This is a genomic window from Roseococcus microcysteis, assembly GCF_014764365.1.
In the GTDB taxonomy this organism is placed as follows: Bacteria; Pseudomonadota; Alphaproteobacteria; order Acetobacterales; family Acetobacteraceae; genus Roseococcus; species Roseococcus microcysteis.
Genome location: NZ_CP061718.1, coordinates 4,041,621 through 4,064,203, shown reverse-complemented (window position 1 = coordinate 4,064,203; position 22,583 = coordinate 4,041,621). Strand labels below are relative to the sequence as shown.

The window sequence follows — 22,583 nt, the reverse complement described above, 5'->3', positions numbered from 1 at the left end:
GGGAGTTTCCGGTGTCAGCGCCGCAATTGCGGCGCGAGGCGGAGAAGAAGCGCGGTGAATTGCAGTGCCAGCAGCGCGAAGCCCAAGGGAATGAAGCCCTTCAGGATGTAGCGCGCATCAATGCCGCCCGGATTGGCCGAGCCCTCGCCCTGCATCCAGGACTGCATGACATAGCGCCAGGACAGCCAGATGACGGCAAGGCTGACCAGCAGCCCGGCGAGGCAGGAGAGGAATTCCACCCGCCGCTGCCACACCTCGCTCATGCGGGCGTAGAAGACGTCCACCCGCACATGCTCGCCATGCTTCAACGCCCAGGCGGCCCCCAGCAGCGCGATGGGCGACATCAGGTGCCATTCCAGCTCCTGCGCCCAGACGCTGCCGGCGGAGAAGCCGTAGCGCAGCAGCACATTGCCCGCCATCACCAGCACCAGCCCGATGAGGGCCACGGCGGAAAGGCGGCCGAGCCATTCGACCACCCCCTCCAGCGTGTCGGCGGCGCGGTTCACGCTTCGCGGATCTTGTTGTGGTAGGGCACTTCCGAATAGCGCGACCAGGCGTCGAAGCGCGCCTTGTAGGCCATGTAGCTTTCATGGACGCGGCGCGTCACGGCATCGCGCGCGATGGCGGCTTCCAGGACCTTGGCGTTCTCCTCGCGCAGGCGGGCCACCACGGCGTCCGGCAATTCCTTCGCCTCGACGCCGTGGTTGCGGATCAAATCCTCCATCGCGTCGGCATTGTTCTTCTGGCACCAGGCCTCGGAGATCACGTTGCAGGCGGCGACCGCGTTTTCCACGATGGCCTTCAGGTCATTGGGCAGGCGCGCCCAGGCGGCCTTGTTGATGGTGAGCTCGGAGGCCGTGGCCGTCTCGTGCCAGCCGGTCGTGTAGTAGTGCTTGGCGACGCGGTGCAGGCCGAGCTGCCGGTCGAGATAGGGGCCCACGAATTCGGCGGCATCAATCACGCCGCGTTCCAGCGCGGGGAACAGCTCGCCCGGCGGCAGCAGGCGCACATCCACGCCCAGCGCCTGATAGACGCGGCCCGCCAGGCCCGGGATGCGCATCTTGAGGCCGCGCAGATCCTCGACGGAGTTGATGGGGCGGCGGAACCAGCCCGTCATCTGCACGCCCGTGTTGCCGCAGAGGAAGGGCACCAGGTTGAAGCGGTCATAGACCTCGCGCCAGAGGTCGAGGCCGCCGCCATCATACATCCAGCCGTTCAGCCCCTGGAAGTTCAGGCCGAAGGGCACGGCGGTGAAGTATTGCGCGGCGAAGGTCTTGCCCGTCCAGAAATAGGCGTTGGCGTAGTTCATCTCGACGATGCCGGCGCTGACGGCGTCGAAGCCCTCGGCAGCCGGGATCAGTTCGCCCGCGCCGAAGAACTGGATGCGGATGCGGTTGTTGGACATGCGCTGGATGCGATCAATCAGGTCGCGCGCGGAACCCGGGCCAGTGGAGTAGAAGGCCGCCTGGGGGCCGTAGAAGCTCGTCATGCGCCAGTTGAAGGTGGTCTGCGCGGTGACGACGGCGGGGGTGGCGAGGCTGCCCGCGATGCCGCCCGCGGCGGCGCCCAACATCAAGCGACGGTTCATGTGCTCTCTCCGGCCGGGACAGGATGTCCGTTCCGGGAGACCAATTGTTCAGGACCGCGCCGCCGCCAAGGGCGAATTCCGGGCAATCCAGGGGGCCCGGCGCAGCCCCCTGCCCTGTTTGTTGGCGTTGTGCCTATTCCACCGTCACGCTCTTGGCCAGGTTGCGCGGCTGGTCCACATCCGTGCCCTTCAGCACCGCCACATGATAGGCCAGCAGCTGCACCGGGATGGCGTGCAGGATGGGCTGGCTGAAGGGGTCGGCATCGGGCAGCACCACCACGCGCTCGGCGAAGCGGCGCAGCGCCGGCGCGCCGGCGGCATCGGTGAAGGCCATGATGCGCCCGCCGCGCGCCGCGGCCTCCTGCAGGTTGGAGGCGGTCTTTTCGTAAAGCGGCCCCGAGGGGCACAGCGCGATGACCGGCACCGAGGCGTCAATCAGCGCGATGGGGCCGTGCTTCATCTCGCCCGCCGCATAGCCCTCGGCGTGGATGTAGCTGATCTCCTTCAGCTTCAAGGCACCTTCCAGCGCGATGGGATAGAGCGCGCCACGGCCGATGAAGAGCACGTCGCGCGCCACCGCCACCTCGGCGGCCAGGGCGCGGATTTCGGCGTCCTGCGCCAGCACGGCGGCGGCGTGTTCGGGCACCTCCAGCAGGGCGGTGGACAGCCGCGCGGCCTCCTCCGGCGAGAGCGTCCCGCGCGCGCGGCCGAAGCCGATGGCGAGGCAGGCCAGCACCGCCAGCTGCGCCGTGATGGCCTTGGTGGAGGCGACCGAGATTTCCGGCCCGGCCACCGTCAGCACGGTGGCATCGCTCTCGCGCGCCATGCTGCTCTCGGGCACGTTCACGATGGAGAGGATCTTTTGGCCCCGCGCGCGCAGCATCTTCATGGCGGCGAGGTTGTCCGCCGTCTCGCCGGACTGGCTGATCAGCAGGGCGGCGCCGCCCTCGGGCAAGGGCGGGTCGCGGTAGCGCAGCTCGCTCGCCACATCCGCATCCACGGGAATGCGCGCGAGCTGCTCGATCCAGTAGCGCCCCACCAGCCCCGCCAGGAAGGCGCTGCCGCAGGCGGTGATGGTGAGGCGCGGCACATCGCGGATGTCGAAGGGCAGATTGGGCAGGTTCACGCCCAGCGTGGCCGGGTCGAGATATTGCCGCAGCGTGTCGCCCAGCACGGCCGGGTGTTCATGGAGTTCCTTCTCCATGAAGTGGCGATAATTGCCCTTGCCCATGGCCGCGCCCGAGACGGCGCTGAGGCGGATGGCCCGCTGCGTCGGCGCGCCATCGGCGTCGTAGAATTGCGCGCCGGTGGGCGTCAGCACCGCGTGGTCGCCCTCATCCAGATAGGCGATGCGGCGCGTCAGCGGGGCCAGCGCCAGCGCGTCGGAGCCCACGAACATCTCGCCCTCGCCATAGCCCACGGCCAGCGGCGCGCCGTGGCGGCCCACCACCAGCATCTCGGGGTGGCCGGCGAACATGATGGCCACCGCGAAGGCGCCATGCACGCGCGAGAGCGCGGCGGAAGCGGCCTCGCGCGGGGGCATGCCCTGCACCAGGTGCCAGTCCACCAGCTTGCAGAAGGTCTCGGTGTCGGTCTCGGTCTCGAAGACGTAGCCCTTGCCTTCCAGCTCCGTGCGGAGTTCGGCGTAGTTCTCGAAGATGCCGTTGTGCACCACGGCCACGCGCAGGGTGGCGTGCGGGTGGGCGTTGCGCTCGATGGGCGCGCCATGGGTGGCCCAGCGCGTGTGGCCGATGCCGGTGGTGCCATCGAGGGGGGTGGCCTCCAGCACGGCGCCGAGGTTCTGCAGCTTGCCCTCGGCGCGGCGGCGTTCGATCTGCCCGCCCGTCAGGGTCGCGATGCCCGCGCTGTCATAGCCGCGATATTCCAGGCGCCGCAGCGCGTCCAGCAGACGGGGGGCGGCGGCCTCGCGCCCGACCACACCGACAATTCCGCACATGGGCCTCTCCTCAGCTCTTGCGGCGCGGCGTCACGCCGCGGCCTGGCTTGTTGGCCTGGCGGCCGCGCGCGATGGCCAGCGCGTCATCCGGCACATCCTCGGTGATGACGCTGCCGGCGGCGGTGATGGCGCGCGCGCCCACACGTACCGGGGCGACAAGGGCGGTGTCACTGCCGATGAAGGCGCCTTCGCCGATCTCGGTGCGGTGCTTGTTCACGCCGTCATAGTTGCAGGTGATGGTGCCGGCGCCGATATTCGCACCCGCGCCCACGCTCACATCGCCCAGATAGGTCAGGTGGTTCGCCTTGGCGCCGGGGCCGAGGCTGGCCGCCTTCAGCTCCACGAAATTGCCGACATGGGCGCCCTGCCCCACATCGGCGCCCGGGCGCAGCCGCGCATAGGGGCCCACGATGGCATTCGCGCGCACCACGCAGCCCTCCAGGTGGGAGAAGGCGCGGATGCGGACCCCCTCCTCCACCGTGACGCCGGGGGCGAAGACCACATGCGATTCCACCACCACATCGGGGGCGAGGCGCGTGTCCCAGGCCAGCGTCACGCTGGCGGGGTCGGTCAGGGTGGCGCCGCCCAGCATGGCGGCCTCGCGCAGGCGGGACTGGATCTCGGCCTCGGCGGCGGCGAGTTCGACGCGGGTGTTGATGCCGCGGAGTTCGGCCTCCGGCGCCTCGACGGCGGTGGTGCGAAGGCCCTCGGCGCGGGCGGCGGCGACCACGTCCGTCAGGTAGTATTCGCCCTGGCGGTTGTCGTTGCGCAGGCCGGAGAGCCAGCGGAACAGGTTCGGCGCCGCGGCGCAGACCACGCCGGCATTGCAGAGGGGAATGGCGCGTTCGGCCTCGGTCGCGTCCGCATGTTCGACGATGCGCGCCACCTGCCCTGCTTCGTCCAGCACCACGCGGCCATAGCGGCCGGGCTCGGCCGGGCGCATGGCCAGCAAGGCGAGGTCCGTCGTCTCGCGCGCGGCGACCAGACGTTCCAGGGTCTCGGTCGTGATCAGCGGGTTGTCGCCATAGAGCACGGCCACATCGCCCGCGAAGCCCTCCAGCAGGGGTGCCGCGATGCGGGCGGCGTGGCCGGTGCCCAGGCGTTCCTGCTGCACCACCGTGGCGTGCGGGACGACAGCGGCGACGAGGTCCTGCATGCCCGGCCCAACCACCACCACGATGCGCTGGAACACCGGCGCGCAGGCGGCCAGCAGGTGCTGCACCATCGGCCGTCCCGCAAGCTGGTGCATCACCTTGGGCTGGGCGGACCGCATGCGGGTGCCCTGCCCCGCGGCGAGAATGATGGCGGCGCGCATCCTTGGCCCCTGAGCTGCAACGGCTTCGCGGTCTAGCCGAGGGGTTCACGGGGCGGCAAGGGCGCGCCGCCCACGCTTTCTTGCGCTTCGTGTCAGCGCGAGAGGCGGCGGATCAGCGCCTCGTTGCTGCGGCTGACCATCCCCGGCATCAGCACCGCGTCCAGCGCCCACCAGACCAGGATGAAGCCGAGCCCGATATAGCCGATGAACACCAGCGACAGCACCCAGGACATCACGAAGACGCCGAGCATGACGAGGCCCGAGACCCAGCGGCCCAGATACATGCGGTGGATGCCGCCATAGCCCAGGAAGAACCAGATCAGGTAGGCCGCGACCAGGGACTTGGCGTTGGCGTGGTAGCGCATGGCGGCGTAATCGTCGTGGCGGGGAGGCATGGGTGGAGCGAACCTTTGTCTTGGCGTGGCGCTTGCGGCATATGGAACCTTGTCCCTTCCGGAACGAGGCCCCGCATGACGATCGAACTGCACACCTGGAACACCCCCAATGGCCGCAAGATCAGCGTGGCCCTTGAGGAGATGGGGCTGGACTACAGCGTGCACCCAGTGAACATCTCAAAGGGCGAACAGTTTAACCCGGAGTTCCTTAAATTCGCGCCGAACAACCGAATTCCCGCCATCCGTGACCCCAACGGCCCCGAGGGCAAGCCGGCCACGGTGTTCGAGAGCGGCGCCATCCTGTGGTATCTGGCCGAGAAGACCGGCAAGTTCTGGCCGAAGGACCTCGCCGCCCGCGTGCCGGTGATGGAGTGGCTGATGTGGCAGATGGGTGGCTTCGGCCCCATGCCCGGCCAGGTGCACCACTTCCTGATGCAGCCCGAGGGCCCGGCGCGGGACTATGGCTTCACCCGCTACCACACCGAGACCAAGCGCCTCTATGGCGTGCTGGACCGGCGCCTGGCGGGGCGGGACTTCGTGGCGACGGAGGGCGAGCCCTCGATCGCCGACTTCGCCATCATCGGCTGGGCCTGGCGGCATGAGCGGCACCAGGTGCCCTTCGACGACCTGCCCAATGTGGCCGCCTGGTATGAGCGGATGATGGCCCGGCCGGCGACGGCGCGGGGCTTCGAGGTGTCGCTGGGTTGAAGGGCTGGCCGGGGGGCCGTGCCCCCCCGGTTGCGGCATTTGACGGGGGCGGATTGGGGCTGTATCACCCGCGACTGCATACGCCGTGTGACTTTCCACTCCTGCGGAGGGGTGGCCGAGTGGCCGAAGGCGGCGGTTTGCTAAACCGTTATAGGATGTCAAGTCCTATCGTGGGTTCGAATCCCATCCCCTCCGCCAGTTCCCCCTCCCACACCCGATCCGTGAACATCTTCCCCCCTCGCGCCGGGGCCGCGGTGCGGCGCGTCACGCAGCACCTGGGCGTCCGGCGCCAAATTGCGACAGACCCCTGCCCCACATCCCAGCCCGCGAAGCTGCGCTGGAGCAGGCTGCGTTGAGAGCGGGATTCAACGTTTTCGGTGATTCCACCTCAACGCATCCCGCTCTAGCCCCGCCCAGGCACCGGCTCCGGCGCGAGCGGCCGCAGGCGTCGCAGCAAGGCGAAGAGCGCCTCGCGGTCCACGGGCTTCGCAATATGAGCGTCCATGCCGGCGGCGCGGCACTCCTCGACTTCCTCGGACATCGCCGAGGCGGTCACGGCGATCACTGGCGTGCGGTTCAAGGGCGGCGGCAGCGCACGGATGCGGCGCGTCGCCTCCAGCCCGTCCATCCCGGGCATCCGCACATCCATCAGCACCGCGTCGAACTGGCCAGCCTCCACTTGCGCCAGCGCCTCCGCGCCATCGGTGGCGAGGCTCACCTGATGACCCGCGGCGCTGAGCAGCGCGCGCATGAGGATGCGGTTGGGCGCGATGTCATCGGCGACCAGCAGACGCAGCGAGGGCACGGCGGCGGCCTCGCTTGGCGCGCCGGGCGCGTCCACGGGCAGGCGCGCGGGCTCCAGCGGCAGTTCGAGCCAGAAGGTGGCGCCCTGGCCCGGTACGCTTTCCACGCCGACGCGCCCCTTCATCAGTTCCGCGAGACGCGCCGTGATCGCGAGGCCGAGGCCCGTGCCGGAGCTTTCCGAATCACCCGCCCGTCCGAGCTGGGTGAAGTCCTGGAACAGCCAGTCGCGCTTTTCCTCGGGCACGCCCGGGCCGCTGTCCTCTACCTCGATGCGGACCATGCCGCCGGCCCGCGCCGCGACGCGCATGGTGACGTGCCCGCCCTGCGGCGTGAACTTCACGGCGTTGGAGAGCAGGTTCAGCAGCATCTGGCGCAGCCGCGTCGCGTCCGCCTCGACGGCCGCGGGCAGGCCCGGCGCGGTGTCGAGCCGCAGCGCGATGGCCTTGCGGCTGGCCTCCGGGCCCAGCAGGCCGAGGCAGCCTTCCAGCAGCGGGCCGAGGGCGATGGGCGCCGGCGCCAGCTCCAGCTTGCCGGCGTTGATCTTGGCGAGGTCCAGCAGCCGGTTCACCAGGTCGCGCAGATGCATCCCGGCCTCGTGCAGCAGACGAAGCTGGTCATATTGCGCGGCGGCGGGCGCGCTGCCGGAGAGCAGCAGTTCCGCGAAGCCCAGGATGGCATTCAGCGGCGTCCGCAACTCGTGCGACATGCGGGCGAGGAACATGCTCTTCGCCTCGGCCGCCGCCTCCACCTCCGCCATGGCGTGCTTCAGCGCCGTGATGTCGGTGCGCAGGCTCACGATATGGCCCGCGCGCGTGCGGCGCTCCAGCGCGTGCGCCCAGCGCCCGCCGGTCAGCGGGACCTCACGGCTCGGGCTGTCGGGCCCGGCCGAGCGGATGCGTTGCAGCAGGTCCGCGATCCAGCGCTCGTTCTCGGGCGTCAGCGGGCCGGACGCATGGACATAGGAGTCGCTGGCCACCCCGGCCCTGATCAACCCCTCAAGCGTGGTGCCGGCCCGCAGCGCCGGGGCGAGGCGCGGGAACATGGCGAGATAGGCCTCGTTCCAGAGGAAGATGCGCTCCTGCGGGTCGCACACATAGAGGCCGGAGGGGAGCGTGTTGATGATCTCGCGCAGCAAGGTCTCCGCCGCGCCGCGACGGGCGATCTCGGCACGCGCCTCCTCCTCGGCATAGCGGCGCGCCGTGATGTCGGTCTCGACCGCGATGAAGCCGCTGAGCGTGCCGTCCGCGGCCCGGATGGGGGTGGCCTCGATCTCGATCCAGTAGGAGCTGCCGTCCTTGCGGTGGTTCACGATCGAGACATGGAACCCCTCGCCCGCACGGACGGCCTCGCGCATCAGCGTCACGGTGGCCGGGTCGGTGCCCGGCCCCCGCAGCACGGAGCCGGGGCTGCGGCCCAGCAGGTCGGCGAGGCTGTAGCCCGTGGTGCGCACGAAGGCCTCGTTCACCCACTCGGTGCGTCCCGCCGCATCGGTGATGATGACGGGCGTCGTCATCTGCTGCACCACCAGGGCCAGGCGGGCATGCTCGGCGCGGCGCGCCGCGAGCTCCGTGATGTCCTCCATGATGCCGACGAGAAGGTTCTTGCCGTTCGGGCCGCGAAGCGCACGCCCGCGCAGCCTGACCGTCAGCGCGCGGCCGCGCGCCGTGACGAAGGGCAGGTCGAGATCCCAGGGCGTGCCGTCGCGAAAGGACTGTTCCAGCGCCTGGCGCAGGATGGTCTGCCCGGGTTCGGGGTAGAAGCGCAGCCCGGCGTCGAGCCTGGGAACGTAGCCTTCCTCCACCTCATGCAGTTCGCGCGTCCGCCGGGACCAGAAGAGGACACCATCATCGAGATTCGCGCGCCAGGCGCCGATATTGGCCAGGGCGAGCAGTTCGCCATCGCCCAGGCCGGCCTCGGCCCATTCCCCGGAGGTGAGGAAGCTCGTCATCACGCCGCTCCGTTCGGGTGGTTCTCGGCGTTGCGGCGGCACATGTCTTGCAAATTCGGCCCTGGGTCGGCGATGGCGGTTCCGGAAAATGGTCGCAACGCGTCCTCTCCGCGTGGCTGACAGGCGCGTGGTTCCACACAGTCGCCTTACGGCCGTGCGGAGCCTGATGTTTTCTCGCGCATAGGACGAGGCGGCATGAACCGCCTCAACCAGCGATAGATTTGCGATGTCAGAAAATTACGTATTTTTTTCCATGTGGTCAACGACGCAACGCCTTGGCGTGCCGGCGCCGTTCGCAAGGGCGGCGATGCCGCCGCCCCCTCACATGGCCCGGGCTATTTCCCGCCTCAGCTTCCCGCGCCCTCGATCACATTGCCGAAGCGTTCCCAGCTTCCCCCATTCCAGCGCTGCAGCTGCATCTGGCGGATCACGTTGTAGTTATCGGGCTGGCTCTGCACCATGACGCCCGGCAGCAGGGTGGCGAGCTGCATGGGGCGGATGTTGCGGGCCTGGTTCATCACATTCTCGCGGCTGAAGTCGTTGCCGCATTGGCGCAGCACCTGGATCATGGTCGCGCCCACGCCATAGCCGTAGGTGTAGTTGTTGTCGCCCAGATCGCCATCGGGGATGTAGCGCTGCATGAACTGGCGCCATTCATTCATGCCGGGGTCGTTGGCCCAGGCGGGGTCGGACTGGTCCTTGCGGTAGTCGGAGGTGATGAGGCCCACCCCCTTCTCCACCCCGGCCGGCTGCATGACGACGCCGACCGAGACCGAGACATTGGTCATGAACATCATCGGCCGCCAGCCGATGTCGTGCACGCGCCGGATGGCCTGGGCGGCGAAGCGCGGGATGACGCCGCAGATCAGCACATCGGCGCCCGTCGCCTGGAGCTGGACGATCTGGCTGTCAATGGTGGGGTCCGTCGCCTCGTTCGTGGCGGTGACGACCATGGAGCGGAAACGATCACCCAGCACGTCCTGCACGCCGTGCAGGTAGTCCCGCCCGAAATCATCGTTCTGGTAGAGCAGCGCGATCTTCGCATTGGGCCGCTGTTCCAGCACGTGCTTGGTGTAGATCTGCGCCTCGACGCGATAGCTGGGCTGCCAACCCATCGTGTAGGGAAATTCGCGCGGGTTCGCCCATTTGTCGGCGCCGGTGGCCAGGAACAGATGCGGCACGCGGCGCTGGTTCACATAGCGGTGCACCGCGTTGTTGGTGGGCGTGCCGAGCTGGTTGAACAGGAAGGCCACCCGGTCACGCTCCACCAGGCGGCGGGTCTGTTCCAGCGTGCGCGGGGGCTGGTAGCCATCGTCATAGACGGTGAAGCGCACGCGGCGACCGCCCACCCCGCCCTCATCGTTCAGGCGGCGGAACATGCCCTCGAGGCAGCGCGAGATGACGGAATAGGAGGAGGCGGGGCCGGACAGGGCGTTGGTGCTGCCGATATGGATCTCGGTGGCCGTCACGCCGGGCGCTTCCTGCGCGGCGGCGATCTGCGGCGCGGCCAAGGCGCCGGCGCTGCCGGCGAGGAGAAGGCGGCGGGTGGTCGTCATGGATGTGTTCCTCTCGTTTCTTGTTGTGTTGGTCAGGGCGCACGCCCGCCCAGCCGGGCGAGGACGCGGCGCACCAGCCCCGCGACCCCATCGGGCAGGACGAACAGAAACACGATGAGAATGATGCCGTAGATCACGCCCGGCGCGGCGCGGCTGATGCTCTCCGCGATGTTCGGCACGAAGAGCACGAAAAGCCCGCCGAAGACGGAGCCCAGGATGGACGCCACACCCCCCACCACCATGCCGACAAACAGCGAAATGGAGAGCAGGAAGGTGAAGCTGTCGGGCGCCACGAACTCCACCGCCGCGGCCGAGAGCGCGCCGGCCACGCCCGTGATCATCGCGCTCACCGCGAAGGCGCGGGTCTTCAGCGCGGCGATGTCCATGCCCATGGCCTCGGCGGCCGTCGGGTGGTCGCGCGTCGCCATCAGCGCGCGGCCGATGCGCCCGCGGATGAGGTTCCAGGCGAGCAGATAGCAGAGGGCCGCCACCACCAGCGCGACCAGATACATGAATTGGTCGGGCGTGATGGCGACCTGCGCGGTCAGCCAGGCGGGCGGTTCGGGCTTCATCAGGAAGAGGCCCTGCACGCCGCCCGTCCAATCCTCCAGCGCCCGGTGCTTGAGCAGTTGCGGCACGGCCACGGCCAGCGAGAAGGTGACGAGCGCCAGGTACAGTCCCCCCAGCCGCAGCGCCGGCAACCCCACCGCATAGCCCACCATGCCGCAGATGGCCGCGGCGAAGGGCAGTGTCGCGTAGAAGGACCAGTCGGCCTGGGCCATCAATATGGCCGTGACATAGGCGCCGATGGCGAAGAAGGCGCCATGCCCGAGCGAGATCTGCCCATTGTAGCCGGTGACGATGTTCAGCCCCAGCACGGCCAGCGACATGATGACGGCCATGGTGAGCTGGAACAGATGGAAGCTCTCCAGCAGCCAGAGCGGCGCGAGGGCCGCGGCCAGCGCCAGCGCTAGCCACAGGCCGCGCCTTGCGATGCTGACGCGGGGCGCGGCGGCGGCGAGGGTCGGCGTCTCCTGGATCGCGCTCATCGCTCACACCCTCGAGAAGACGACGCGGCCGAACAGCCCGGAGGGCTTCAGCACCAGCACGCCGATGATGATGACGAGCGCCACCGAGAGCTTCAGCTCCGTGCCCACGATGTAGGCGCCGGCCAGATTCTCCAGCACGCCCACCAGGAAGCCGCCGACCACCGCGCCCGGCGGGTTGTCGATGCCGCCCAGCAGCGCGCCGGCGAAGGCGTAGAGCAGGATGCCCAGCATCATGTTCGGGTCGAGGAAGACGATGGGCGCGACCATCATCCCCGCCACGGAACCGATGGCCGCCGCCAGCCCCCAGCCCAGCGCCAGCATCACATCCACCCGGATGCCCACGAGGCGCGCCGAGCGCGGGTTGTACGCCGCCGCGCGCATGGCCAGCCCGAGCGAGGTCTTCGTGAAGAACAGATAGACCAGCACCAGCACCGCCAGTGTCACGCCCACGCTGCCCAGCTGGTGCGCCGAGAGCAGCCCGCCCAGCATCGGCCCCCCGCCCTCGAAGGGCGAGGGAAACACCTTCGTCGTGTAGCCGAACACCCAGCCCGTGAGGTTCCCGATGATGAGCAGCATGCCGATATAGACGCCCACATGCGTCAGGATCGGCGCGTGCTGCACCGGGCGCATGATGAGGCGTTCCACCAGCGCGCCCATCACGAAGGAGACGGCGAGCGTCGCGCCGAAGGCCACCCAGTAGGGAAACCCCGCCTGGATGAAGGTGAGGGCGATGAAGGTGGAGAGCGTCGCCATCTCGCCCTGGGCGAAATTCACATGGTGCGTGGCCTGGTAGATCATGACGATGGCCAAGGCGACGGAGGCATAGATGCCCCCGTCGCGATGCCGGCCGCCAGCTGGAGAAGGAAGGCATCCATGATTCAGTACCCGAGGTAAGAGCGGCGAATGGCCTCGTCCTGCCGGATTTCGGCGGCGGGGCCGGACATGACGATGCGCCCCGTCTCCAGCAGGTAGGCGCGGTCCGCGAGTTCGAGGGCCAGGTTCGCATTCTGCTCCACCAGCAGGATGCCCACGCCGCTCTCGGCGCGGATGCGGCGGAGGATGCCGAAGATGTCCTGCACGATGAGCGGCGCGAGGCCGAAGCTCGGCTCATCGAGCAACAGGAGTTTCGGCCGCAGCAGCAGGGCGCGCGCGATGGCGAGCATCTGCTGCTCGCCGCCCGAGAGCGTGCCCGCCTGCTGCTTCCAGCGCTGCTTCAGGCGCGGAAACCACTCCCACATGCGCTCGAAGTCGCGCTGCACCTCATTGTCGCGGCGCACATAGGCGCCGAGCCGGAAGTTTTCCTCGACCGTCAGCTCCATGAAGGTGCCGCGGCCATCGGGCACATGGGCCACGCCGCGGCGGGCAATGTCCTCGGTGGCGAGACCCGTGATGCGCTGGCCGGCCAGGCTCACCTCGCCCTCCGCGCGCACCATGCCGCAGACAGCGCGCAGCGTCGTGGTCTTGCCCGCGCCATTGGCGCCGAGGAGGGTGGTCACACCCCCCTCCTCCACCGCGAAGTCCAGGCCGTGCAGCACATGGGTGGGGCCATAGCCGGCGCGCAGCCCGCTCACTTCAAGCAGCATGCGCGGCCTCCGCATGGCCATCGCCCAGATAGGCGCGGATCACCTCGGGGCTGGAGCGGACCTCGTCCGGCGTGCCGTCCGCGATCTTCTTGCCGAAATCGAGCGCCACCACCTTGTCGGAGACGCGCATCACCAGGCTCATGTGATGCTCGACCAGCAGGATGGCCAGGTCGAAGCTGCGGCGGACATGCTGGAACAGCTCCGCCAGCTCATCCACCTCGCCATGGTTCAGCCCGCCCGCGGGCTCATCCAGCAACAGCAGCTTGGGTTCGCTGATGAGGGCGCGGGCCATCTCCACGCGTTTCTGCGTGCCGAAGGGCAGGTCCACCACCAGCTTGTCCGCCACGGCGTCGAGCTGCAGCAGATGGATGAGTTCGCGTGCGCGCCGCGCGGCCGCCGCTTCCTCGGCCCGCGCGCGCGGCAGGCGCAGCGCATTGGCGAGGAAGCCCGCGCTTCCGGCCGAATGCGCGCCGGCCAGGATGTTCTCCCGCACCGTCATGGATTTGAACAGCGCGAGGTTCTGGAAGGTGCGCCCCAGCCCCAGCGGCGCCATGCGGTGCCGCGGCATGCCCGTGGTGACGGTGCCCGCGAAGCGCACCTGGCCCTCCTGCGGGCGGTAGATGCCGCTGATCACGTTGAACAGCGTGGTCTTGCCCGCGCCATTGGGGCCGATGAGGCCGCAGATCTGGCGCTCCCCCACGTCGAAGGAGACGCCGCCCACGGCGGTGACGCCACCGAAGCGCACCACGATGTCCCGAACCTCAAGCAGCGCCACGCGCCGCACCTTTCCCGCGCGCAGGCGCTCGCCGCGCGGACTCCCCCCTGGACCCCATCTTTCCTCCATGACCCGGCGCTTCTGGTGCACCGTTGCCGCAACCATTAGCGACGAGGTTCGCGGCGCAAAGCAAGCATGAATTTGGAGGTGGTCGCGCGGTGTGGCGGGCGTTCCAAAATCAGCGCCTCATCCCGCAAAGGAAGAATGCACCGCAAACGCATTGAAGTGGCGGCGCGAAGCCCGATAGGCTCCCGGCCAAAGGGAGAAAACCATGTCCAAAGTGACCCCGCCTTCGCGGCTCGACGTGCTTGTCGTGGGTGCCGGCTTCGGCGGCATGTACATGCTGCATCGGCTGCGCGGCCTCGGCCTCGCCGCGCATGTGGTGGAGGCCGGGGCGGGCGTGGGCGGCACCTGGTACTGGAACCGCTATCCCGGCGCGCGCTGCGACGTGGAGAGCATGCAGTATTCCTACTCCTTCCACGACGAATTGCAGCAGGGCTGGCGCTGGTCCGAACGCTTCGCCGCCCAGCCCGAAATCCTGCGCTACGCGAACCATGTGGCCGATGTGCTGGACCTGCGGCGCGACATCAGCTTCGAGACGCGCGTGACGGGCGCGCGATGGGATGAAAGCGCCGGCGAATGGCGCGTGGCCACTGACCGCGCGCAGGAGATCACGGCGCGGCACTTGGTGCTGGCGACGGGCTGCCTCTCCTCCGCGCGGCTGCCGGACATTCCGGGCATCGAGCGCTTCACGGGCCGCGTGCTGCACACCGGGCAATGGCCGCATGAGGGCGTGGATTTCACCGGCCAGCGCGTGGGGGTGATCGGCACCGGCTCCTCCGCCATCCAGGCCATTCCCGTGATCGCGGAGCAGGCGCATGTGACGGTGTTCCAGCGCACGCCCAATTTCTCCATCCCCTCGCGCAACGCGCCTATGGACGAGCCCTACGAGCAATCCTGGAAGCAGGACTACGCGGCGCGGCGCGCGGCGGCGCGGAAGATGCGCACGGGCATTCTCTACGAACTCAATCCGAAATCCGCGCTGGAAGTGACCGAGGCCGAGCGCGAGGCGGAATACGAACGCCGCTGGCAGGCGGGCGGCACGGCCTTCATGGCGTCCTTCAGCGACCTGCTGCTGAACAAGGAGGCGAACGACACCGCCGCCGAGTTCGTCCGCCGCAAGATCCGCGCGATGGTGCATGACCCCGCGGTGGCCGAGGCGCTGGCGCCCACCAACCACCCCATCGGCACCAAGCGCATCTGCGTGGACACGCGCTATTACGAGACCTTCAACCGCGAGAATGTCCGGCTGGTGGACCTGCGCCGCGACCCGATCGAGGAGGTGACGGAGGGCGGCATCCGCACCCGCGCCGGCCTGCACGAATTCGACACGCTGGTCTGCGCCACGGGCTTCGACGCCATGACGGGCACCATCCTGGCCATGGATCTGCGCGGGGCGGGCGGGCTGTCCTTGCGGCAGCTCTGGGCCGATGGGCCGCGCGCGCATCTCGGGCTGATGGTGGCGGGCTTCCCCAACATGTTCATGATCACGGGGCCGGGCAGCCCCTCCGTGCTGTCCAACATGATCGTGTCCATCGAGCAGCATGTGGATTGGGTCACGGAGCTGCTGGCGCGGATGCAGGCGCGGGGCCTGACCCGCGTGGAACCCACGGCCGAGGCGCAGGAGGAATGGGTCGCGCATGTGAACGAGGTGGCGCACCGCACCCTCTATCCCCAGGCGAATTCCTGGTACATGGGCGCCAATATTCCGGGCAAGCCGCAGCTCTTCATGCCCTATGTGGGCGGGGTTGGCACCTATCGCGAACGCTGCGATGCCATCGCGGCCGAGGGTTATCCGGGCTTCACGCTGACGGCGGGGGCGCGGGCGGTGGCGGCGGAGTAAGGCTCAGTTGGCCGTGTGGCCGCCATCCGCGGCCATCGCCTCGCCCGTCACGAAGCCCGCGCGGTCCGACAGCAGCCACACCACCGCATCCGCGATCTCCTCCACCGTGCCGATGCGGCGCAGCGGCACGCGGGCCAGGATCGCCTCGCGCCGCCGCGCGATGCTGGGGCTGGCGAGCGGCGTCTCGACATAGCCCGGGCAGATGGCGTTCACCCGCACCCCCTGCCCCGCATGGTCCAGCGCGGCACTTCGCGTCAGGCCGATCACGGCGTGCTTGGCGGCGACATAGGCGCCGGCCTTGGGAAGCGCGATGCGCCCGGCGATGGAGGCGGTGTTCACGATGGAACCACCCCCGCCCGCCGCCATGGCCGGGACCTGGTGGCGCAGGCAGAGGAACACGCCCGTCAGGTTCACGCCCAGCACGCGCGACCATTCCTCGGGCGTGATCTCCGCGAGCGGCTGGGCCTCCACGGGGGCCACGCCCGCATTGTTGAAGGCGCAGTCCAGCCGGCCCCAGGTGTCGAGGGCGGCCTGGACCATGGCGGCGACCTCGGCCTCGATTGTCACGTCGCAGGGCTGGGCGTGGGCCTCGCCGCCGGCCTGGCGGATGGTCTCGGCCACGCGCGCGGCCCCTTCGCCGTCACGGTCCGCGACCAGCACGCGGGCCCCTTCCTCGGCCATGCGCAGCGCGGTGGCGCGGCCGATGCCCGACGCCCCGCCCGTGACCAGCGCCACCTTGCCTTGCAGCAGCATCGCCCGCGCCCTCCCTTGCCTTGCCAGCAGTGCAGCATGGCGGCGGGGCGCGAGGGAAGGTGCTGGCCGCTATTCCACCCGGATGTTGGCGGCGCGGATCACCTCGCCCCAATCGGCGCGGTCGCGGGCGATGGTGCGCGCGAAGGTGGCGGGGTCCTCGAAATTGGGCGCGAGCCCGCTGTCGAGCAGACGCTGCCGCAGCAGCGGCACCTCCAGCCCGGCCCGGACCGCCGAGGCCCAACGGGCGATCGCCTCCTCGGGCATGCCGCGCGGGCCGCAGAGGCCGAACCAGCCGATCACCTCCAGGCCGGGCACGATGTCCGGCAGGCGGGGCGCGTCGGGGAAGTCGGGCCAGCCCTGGCGGTCGCCCATGGCCAGCAGGCGGAGTTGCCCGCCCTTGATCTGGCCCATCACGTCGCCGAGGTTGGTGATCAGCAAATCCGCCCGGCCGGCGATGACATCCACCGCGGCCAGCGCCGCGCCCCGATATGGCACGTGCAGCAGGTCAATGCCCGCCATGCGCTTCAGCCGCTCGCCCGAGAGGTGCTGCGCCGCGCCATAGCCCGCGCTGGCATAGGTGAGCGCGCCGGGCCGGGCGCGCGCCGCCGCGATCAATTCCTCCAGCGTGCGATAGGGGCTGTTGGCCCCCGTCACCACCACATAGGAGGAGCGCGCGACATTCGCGATGGGCACCAGGTCGCGCCCCACATCAATGGGCAGGTTCATGCCCGGCAGTTCGGGGCTGATGGTCATGGGCCCCATGGGGCAGAGCAGCACGGTGGCGCCGTCGGGCCGGCTGCGGACCACGTATTCGGCCGCGATGAAGCCGCTGCCGCCGGTGCGGATGTCCACCACCGCGCGATGGCCCAGTTCGCCGGCGGCGCCCTCCGCCACCACGCGCGCCGCGATGTCGGTGGTGCCGCCGGCCGCAAAGCCCACCACGACGCGGGTGGGCCGGTCGAAGGGGGATTGTGCCTGGGCAAGCCCCGCCCCCGCCAGCAGGACGGCCAGGCCGCCCAGGATGCTGCGTCGGATCATTGTTTTTTCCTCCCTTGGTTCGCGCCCGTTCAGGGCCGCATTTGCAGTCTCGACGGTGTGGGCTGGCGCAGCGGGTCGGCCATGCGGGCGAAGTCGCACAGCAGGGGCCGCGTCTCGCGCGGGTCGATGATCTCCTCCACCCAGAAGGCCTCGGCCGTGCGGAAGGGCGAGCGGAGCTGGTTCAGCCGCTCCTCGATCTCCGCGAGCTTGGCCGCGGGGTCTTCGGCCGCATCCAGCTCGGCGCGGTAGGCGGCCTCGATGCCCCCCTCCAGCGGCAGCGAGCCCCAGCGCGCCGAAAGCCAGGCGTAGCGCAGCGAAAGCCGCCCCGCCGGCTGGTGCGCCGCGCCCGCCACGCCGAAGGCGTTGCGGATGACGATGGTGCACCAGGGGATGGTGGCCTGGTTCATCGCCGCCATGGCGCGCACGCCGTGGCGGATGGTGGCAGCGCGCTCCGCCTCCAGCCCCACCATGAAGCCCGGGCAGTCCATCAGGTAGACCACCGGCAGATGGAAGGTCTCGGCCAAGTCAATGAAGCGCACCACCTTCTGGCAGGTGTCCGCGGTCCAGGAGCCGCCGTAGAAGAACGGGTCGCTCGCCATGAGCGCGACCGCGCGGCCATCGAGCCGCGCGAGGCCGGTGATGAGCGAACGGCCGAACATCCGCCCCATCTCGAAGAAGGAGCCGCGGTCCACCACGCGCTCGATGATGGGGCGCATCTGGTAGACGCGCCGCCGTTCGCGCGGGATGGCGTTCATCAGCGCCTCGTCGCGCCGCCCGGGGTCGTCCTCGCAGGGGAGGATGGGCGAGACCTCGTGCACCGAGGACGGCAGATAGGAGAGGAAGCGGCGGGCGCAGGCGAAGGCCTCCTCCTCCGTGTCCACGGCGTGGTCCACGGCGCCCGCCTTGCACTGCGTCTCCCAGCCGCCCAGCTCCTCCTTGGTGACGGGGGCGCCGAGGCGGGAGACGACGGGCGGGCCGGCCACGAACATGGCGGAACTCTTGGTCATCACCGAATAATGGGTGGAGGCGAGGCGCGCGGCCCCCAGCCCCGCCACCGAACCCAGCCCCAGCCCGACCACCGGCACGGCCGAGAGGTTCAGCGTGGTGTAGTGGAACAGCCCCGTGCCGCCGACGCCGCCGGGCAGGTTCGCGCGCCCCGTCGTCTCGATCGTCTTGACCGAGCCGCCGCCGCCCGAGCCCTCGATGACGCGCACGATGGGCATGCGGAACTCATGGGCCATGCGTTCGGCCATCAGCGGCTTTTCGCGGATGGTGGCGTCGGCGCTGCCGCCGCGCACGGTGAAGTCATCGCCCACCAGCACCACGCGCCGCCCGTCCAGGGTCGCGCGGCCCCAGACGCAGTTGGAGGGCGTCAGTTCCAGCAGCCGCCCCTGCGCGTCGTACTCCGCCTTGCCCGCGATGGCGCCGACCTCGTGGAAGGAGCCGGGGTCGGCCAGCTTCTCGATGCGCTCGCGCACGGTCAGCCGCCCGGCCTCGTGCTGGCGGCGCACCTTGGCCTCGCCGCCCATGCGTTTCGCGTGGGATTCGCGCAGGCGCAGCTCGTCCAGCTCGGGCTGCCAGAGGCCGGGCTTGGGCGTGGCGGGGGTCTCGGGCGGGGGCGATGCGGACATATACGGTCTTCCCAGGGTCAGGCGGGGCTGGGCACGGCCACGCCGCGCTGCCGGAAGGTTTCGAGGAAATGCGTGTCCACGCCGCCCGCTTGCATCTCGGGCGTGCGCAGCAGCGCGGCCAGGAAGCCAGAGTTGAGACGGATGCCCTCGGCGCGGCAGGAGTCCAGCGCCTCAGCCAGCCGCTCCAGCGCCGCCGCACGGTTGGGCGCGTGGATGATGAGCTTCGCGATCATCGGGTCATAGAAGGGCGTCAGCGTGTCGCCGGCGCGCACGCCCGCATCCACGCGCAGCCCCTCGGCGGGCGGGGGCAGGTCGAGTGCGGCGATGTGCCCCGGCGAGGGCAGAAAATTGCGCGCCGGGTCCTCGGCGCAGAGGCGCGCCTCGATGGCGTGGCCGGTGAGGCGCACCTCCTCCTGGCGCAGCGGCAGCCTCTCGCCGGCCGCGATGCGCAGCTGCCATTCCACGAGGTCGAGCCCCGTGATCATCTCCGTGACCGGGTGCTCCACCTGCAGCCGCGTGTTCATCTCGATGAACCAGATGCTGTCCGGCCCCAGCGGGCGGGCGGCATCGGCCACGAACTCCACGGTGCCGGCGCCGACATAGCCCACCTCCCGCGCCAGGGCGGTGGCGCGCCGGCCCAGTTCCGCGCGGAGGGCCGGGTCCATGCCCGGGGCGGGCGCCTCCTCGACCAGCTTCTGGTTCCGCCGCTGGGGCGAGCAGTCGCGCTCGCCCAGATGGATCACATTGCCGTGCTGGTCGGCGAAGACCTGCATCTCGATGTGGCGGGCCTCAGGGATGAATTTCTCCAGCAGCACGGTGCTGTCGCCGAAGGCGGCCGCCTCGCGCCGGGCGGCGGCCAGCGCCGCGGGGAAGCCCGCCGCATCCGCCGCGCGCCGCATCCCGCGCCCGCCGCCGCCCGCCACCGCCTTGATCATGACGGGGTAGCCGATGCGCTGGGCCGCCTGTTCCAGTTCCTCATCGGAGGCATCGCCCTCATGGCCGGGCAACAGGGGCACGCCCGCGCGGCGGGCCACCGCCTTGGCCGCGGCCTTGCCACCCATGGCGCGGATCGCGCTCGCAGGCGGGCCGATGAAGAGCAGCCCGGCCGCGGCGCAGGCCTCGGCGAAATCCGCGTTCTCGCTCAGGAAGCCGTAGCCGGGGTGCACCGCCCTCGCCCCCGCCTCCCGCGCGGCGGCGAGGATGGCCGGGATGTTCAGGTAGCTCTCGGCCGGGCGCGGCGGGCCGATGCGGATGGCCCGGTCGGCGGCGGCCACATGCATCGCATCGGCATCGGCGTCGGAGAACACCGCGACCGTCGGCACGCCCAGGCGGCGGCAGGTGGCGGCGATGCGGCAGGCGATCTCGCCGCGGTTCGCGATGAGGACGGGGCCGATCACCTCAGGTCTCGATCCGCGCCACCGCCTGGCCTTCCGCGATCTGGTCCCCCTCCGCGACCAGGATGGCGGTGACGGTGCCATCGGCCGGCGCGAGGACCGGGATCTCCATCTTCATGGATTCGAGGATGATGATGGCGTCGCCCTCGCTCACGCGCGCGCCGGGTCCGGCCTCGATCTTCCACACCGCGCTGGTCAGTTCGGCAAGGACGGTGATCTCGGCCATGGCTTTCCTCCGGAGATTTTGTTTTGTTATCACAAATCCGGGCCCGCCGCGCGTCAAGTGCGCCAGGGCCCTGAATCGATGAGAGGGATGGTGATGGCGGATCTGGCGCCGGAGGTGCCGAGCGCGGAACGTGTCGCGGGGCGCGTGCACCAATGGCTGCGGCAGGAGCTGATGCGCAGCCGCTTCCGCCCCGGCGAGAAGCTGAAGCTGCGCCAACTGGCCGAGGAGCTGGGCGTCAGCCTGACCCCGGTGCGCGAGGCCATTGCGCGGCTGGTCAGCGAGAATGCGCTGGAACAGCTCGACCACCGCTCCGCCCGCGTGCCGCTCTTCTGCGAGGCGCGGCTGCGGGAGGTGTGCGAGCTGCGGATGGAGCTGGAGGGCAAGGCCGCCGAACGCGCGGCCGAGCGCGTGACGCCGGCCGATGTGGCGCGGCTGGCCGCCATCCATGCCCGCATGACGGAGGCGCGCCTCGCCGACCGCCGCCCCGAGATGATGGAGGAGAATGAGCGTTTCCACCTGACGCTCTGCGCCATGGCGGGGATGCCGGTGCTGCTGCAGATCGTTGAAAATCTCTGGCTGCGCTGCGGGCCGTTCAACTTCGCGCTGCTGAGCATGCGGCTGCTGCACCGCCCGGAGGAACATCCGCACAATGACGTGATCCGCGGCCTGGCCTCGGGCGATGGGGCGCTGGCGCGGCTGGCCATCCAGCGCGACATCGCGGTCTATGCGGAGGCCATCCGGCGGCGCGTGCCCGCCGCGACGGACTGACAGGCCGGGTCTACGGAATTTCTTGATCACAGATTCTCAGCCATGCGCCGCACGGGTGGCGCTGCCGGACCGCGCGAGCAACGCGTTGCGCCGGCCCTGGCCATCTGGGAACCTCCCGGCACCACCGGCGCAGACCGGTGGAGCAAGAACGACCAGGAGGAACACCATGCGCCTGTCCCGCCGGACCCTTGTCCTGCCCGCCATCGGGCTCGCCCTCGCCGCCCCCGCCGTCCATGCCCAGGCGGCCTGGCCGCGCGCCCGGCCCATCCGCCTGGTGGTCGGCTTCCCGCCCGGCGGCTCCGGGGATTTCCTGGCGCGCATCTTCGCGGAGATGCTGGGCCGCGCGCTGGACCAGGTGATCGTGGTGGACAACCGGCCCGGCGCGGCCGCCACCATCGCGGCCACGCATGTCGCGCGCTCGGCGCCCGATGGCTACACCATCCTGCTGGGGGGCAGCGGCTCCCAGGCCATCAGCCCGGCGCTCTATGCCGCGGTGAATTTCGACCCGGTGCGGGATTTCACGCCCATCACCCGGCTGACGGACCTCACGGGCATCATCGCGGCACGGCCGCAGCTTGGCATCGGCAACCTCGCGCAGCTTATCGAGCGGGTGCGGGCCGAGCCGGGGCGGTGGAATTTCGGGACGCCGGGCAATGGCACGCCCTGGCACCTGGCCGGGGCCACACTGGCGCGGCTCGCTGGCATCCAGCTCACGCATGTGCCCTTCCGGGGCGGCGGCGCCTCGCTGCACGCGGCACTCGCGGGCGATGTGGAGCTGCTGGTGGGCACGCCGCCTGTGCTGTTGCCGGCCATCCGGACGGAGCGGATGCGCGGCCTGTCGCTGACCAGCCGCGAGGCCTCGCGCGCCATCCCGGATGTGCCGGGCACGGCGGAGGCGGGGCTGCCCAGCCTCGATGTCGCGGGCTGGTGGGGGTTCTTCGGGCCCGCCGGACTGCCGGACGACATCCGCGACAAGCTGTTCGAGGTCTCTGTGTCGGCGGTGTCGGACACGGATGTGCAGGCGCGCATCGCGACCGAGGGGCTGCAGGCCTGGCCCTCACGCTCGCCCGCCGAGTTCGCGGAATTCATGGGGCAGCAGATCCCCTTCTGGGCGGAGCTGGTGCGGACGGCGGGGGCGCGGTCGGAGTAGCGTGGCGGCCTTTGCCGCGAGGGCGATTCACCGCTTCGGCGA

General features: G+C 70.1%; 20 protein-coding genes and 1 tRNA gene. 5 read left to right on the top strand and 16 right to left on the bottom strand.

All coding sequences use genetic code 11. The features are described 5' to 3' along the window. Positions 1-14 precede the first annotated feature (14 nt). From ICW72_RS19690 to ICW72_RS19670, 5 genes are all read right to left on the bottom strand, one after another. Positions 15-506, bottom strand: a complete 492-nt coding sequence (locus ICW72_RS19690) for a TRAP transporter small permease subunit (protein ID WP_223880707.1) — start codon at positions 504-506, stop codon at positions 15-17. Next, positions 503-1,588: a TRAP transporter substrate-binding protein gene (locus tag ICW72_RS19685; RefSeq protein WP_191084218.1), complete on the bottom strand. Its 1,086-nt coding sequence runs from the start codon at positions 1,586-1,588 to the stop codon at positions 503-505. Before ICW72_RS19685 ends, ICW72_RS19690 begins: the two co-directional genes overlap by 4 nt. A gap of 133 nt (positions 1,589-1,721) precedes the next feature. Beyond that, a complete protein-coding gene (glmS, locus tag ICW72_RS19680; protein WP_191084217.1) occupies positions 1,722-3,545 on the bottom strand; it encodes a glutamine--fructose-6-phosphate transaminase (isomerizing) in 1,824 nt (607 codons plus the stop codon). A 10-nt stretch (positions 3,546-3,555) separates the two neighbouring features. Then, a complete protein-coding gene (glmU, locus tag ICW72_RS19675) occupies positions 3,556-4,860 on the bottom strand; it encodes a bifunctional UDP-N-acetylglucosamine diphosphorylase/glucosamine-1-phosphate N-acetyltransferase GlmU (protein WP_191084216.1) in 1,305 nt (434 codons plus the stop codon). 92 nt (positions 4,861-4,952) lie between these two features. Next, positions 4,953-5,255, bottom strand: coding sequence for a TM2 domain-containing protein (locus ICW72_RS19670; RefSeq protein ID WP_191084215.1), 303 nt, complete (start codon positions 5,253-5,255; stop codon positions 4,953-4,955). Positions 5,256-5,330: 75 nt separating this feature from the next. Here ICW72_RS19670 and ICW72_RS19665 point away from each other — a divergent pair, with 75 nt between their 5' ends. Together ICW72_RS19665 and ICW72_RS19660 are read left to right on the top strand one after the other, a co-directional pair. Beyond that, positions 5,331-5,963, top strand: a complete 633-nt coding sequence (locus tag ICW72_RS19665; RefSeq protein ID WP_191084214.1) for a glutathione S-transferase family protein — start codon at positions 5,331-5,333, stop codon at positions 5,961-5,963. A 105-nt stretch (positions 5,964-6,068) separates the two neighbouring features. Then, positions 6,069-6,161, top strand: a tRNA-Ser gene (locus ICW72_RS19660). Positions 6,162-6,366: 205 nt separating this feature from the next. Here ICW72_RS19660 and ICW72_RS19655 read toward each other — a convergent pair. From ICW72_RS19655 to ICW72_RS19630, 6 genes are all read right to left on the bottom strand, one after another. Next, positions 6,367-8,715 carry an ATP-binding protein gene (locus ICW72_RS19655; protein ID WP_191084213.1) on the bottom strand — a complete coding sequence of 783 codons (2,349 nt, stop codon included), beginning with the start codon at positions 8,713-8,715 and terminating at the stop codon, positions 6,367-6,369. Positions 8,716-9,062: 347 nt separating this feature from the next. Next, positions 9,063-10,271 (bottom strand): ABC transporter substrate-binding protein, encoded by a 1,209-nt coding sequence (locus ICW72_RS19650; RefSeq protein ID WP_191084212.1) that lies wholly within the window; start codon positions 10,269-10,271, stop codon positions 9,063-9,065. 32 nt (positions 10,272-10,303) lie between these two features. After that, on the bottom strand, positions 10,304-11,320 hold the full coding sequence (locus ICW72_RS19645; RefSeq protein WP_191084211.1) for a branched-chain amino acid ABC transporter permease: 1,017 nt from the start codon (positions 11,318-11,320) through the stop codon (positions 10,304-10,306). 3 nt (positions 11,321-11,323) lie between these two features. Beyond that, positions 11,324-12,148, bottom strand: a complete 825-nt coding sequence (locus ICW72_RS19640) for a branched-chain amino acid ABC transporter permease (RefSeq protein WP_223880998.1) — start codon at positions 12,146-12,148, stop codon at positions 11,324-11,326. Between the two features lie 50 nt (positions 12,149-12,198). Continuing rightward, entirely contained in the window at positions 12,199-12,903 is a 705-nt protein-coding gene (locus tag ICW72_RS19635) for an ABC transporter ATP-binding protein (protein ID WP_191084210.1), read from the bottom strand. Further along, a complete protein-coding gene (locus tag ICW72_RS19630; RefSeq protein WP_223880706.1) occupies positions 12,893-13,678 on the bottom strand; it encodes an ABC transporter ATP-binding protein in 786 nt (261 codons plus the stop codon). Before ICW72_RS19630 ends, ICW72_RS19635 begins: the two co-directional genes overlap by 11 nt. 271 nt (positions 13,679-13,949) lie before the next feature. Here ICW72_RS19630 and ICW72_RS19625 point away from each other — a divergent pair, with 271 nt between their 5' ends. Beyond that, complete coding sequence (locus ICW72_RS19625) at positions 13,950-15,581, top strand: flavin-containing monooxygenase (RefSeq protein WP_191084208.1); 1,632 nt, start codon at positions 13,950-13,952, stop codon at positions 15,579-15,581. A gap of 3 nt (positions 15,582-15,584) precedes the next feature. On the opposite strand, the gene ICW72_RS19620 is transcribed toward ICW72_RS19625, so the two are convergent. The 5 genes from ICW72_RS19620 to ICW72_RS19600 all read right to left on the bottom strand — a co-directional run bounded on the left by ICW72_RS19620 (position 15,585) and on the right by ICW72_RS19600 (position 20,623). Next, positions 15,585-16,334 carry an SDR family NAD(P)-dependent oxidoreductase gene (locus tag ICW72_RS19620; RefSeq protein ID WP_191084207.1) on the bottom strand — a complete coding sequence of 250 codons (750 nt, stop codon included), beginning with the start codon at positions 16,332-16,334 and terminating at the stop codon, positions 15,585-15,587. Between the two features lie 69 nt (positions 16,335-16,403). Continuing rightward, positions 16,404-17,372, bottom strand: coding sequence for a Bug family tripartite tricarboxylate transporter substrate binding protein (locus tag ICW72_RS19615; RefSeq protein WP_191084206.1), 969 nt, complete (start codon positions 17,370-17,372; stop codon positions 16,404-16,406). A 29-nt stretch (positions 17,373-17,401) separates the two neighbouring features. Continuing rightward, complete coding sequence (locus ICW72_RS19610; protein WP_191084205.1) at positions 17,402-19,003, bottom strand: acyl-CoA carboxylase subunit beta; 1,602 nt, start codon at positions 19,001-19,003, stop codon at positions 17,402-17,404. Between the two features lie 17 nt (positions 19,004-19,020). After that, a complete protein-coding gene (locus ICW72_RS19605) occupies positions 19,021-20,400 on the bottom strand; it encodes an acetyl-CoA carboxylase biotin carboxylase subunit (RefSeq protein ID WP_269749828.1) in 1,380 nt (459 codons plus the stop codon). Between the two features lies 1 nt (position 20,401). Further along, entirely contained in the window at positions 20,402-20,623 is a 222-nt protein-coding gene (locus ICW72_RS19600; RefSeq protein ID WP_191084203.1) for a biotin/lipoyl-binding carrier protein, read from the bottom strand. Between the two features lie 93 nt (positions 20,624-20,716). Between ICW72_RS19600 and ICW72_RS19595 the strand changes: the two genes are divergently transcribed. After that, complete coding sequence (locus tag ICW72_RS19595; protein WP_191084202.1) at positions 20,717-21,391, top strand: GntR family transcriptional regulator; 675 nt, start codon at positions 20,717-20,719, stop codon at positions 21,389-21,391. Between the two features lie 166 nt (positions 21,392-21,557). After that, a complete protein-coding gene (locus tag ICW72_RS19590; RefSeq protein ID WP_191084201.1) occupies positions 21,558-22,541 on the top strand; it encodes a Bug family tripartite tricarboxylate transporter substrate binding protein in 984 nt (327 codons plus the stop codon). Positions 22,542-22,583 lie beyond the last annotated feature (42 nt).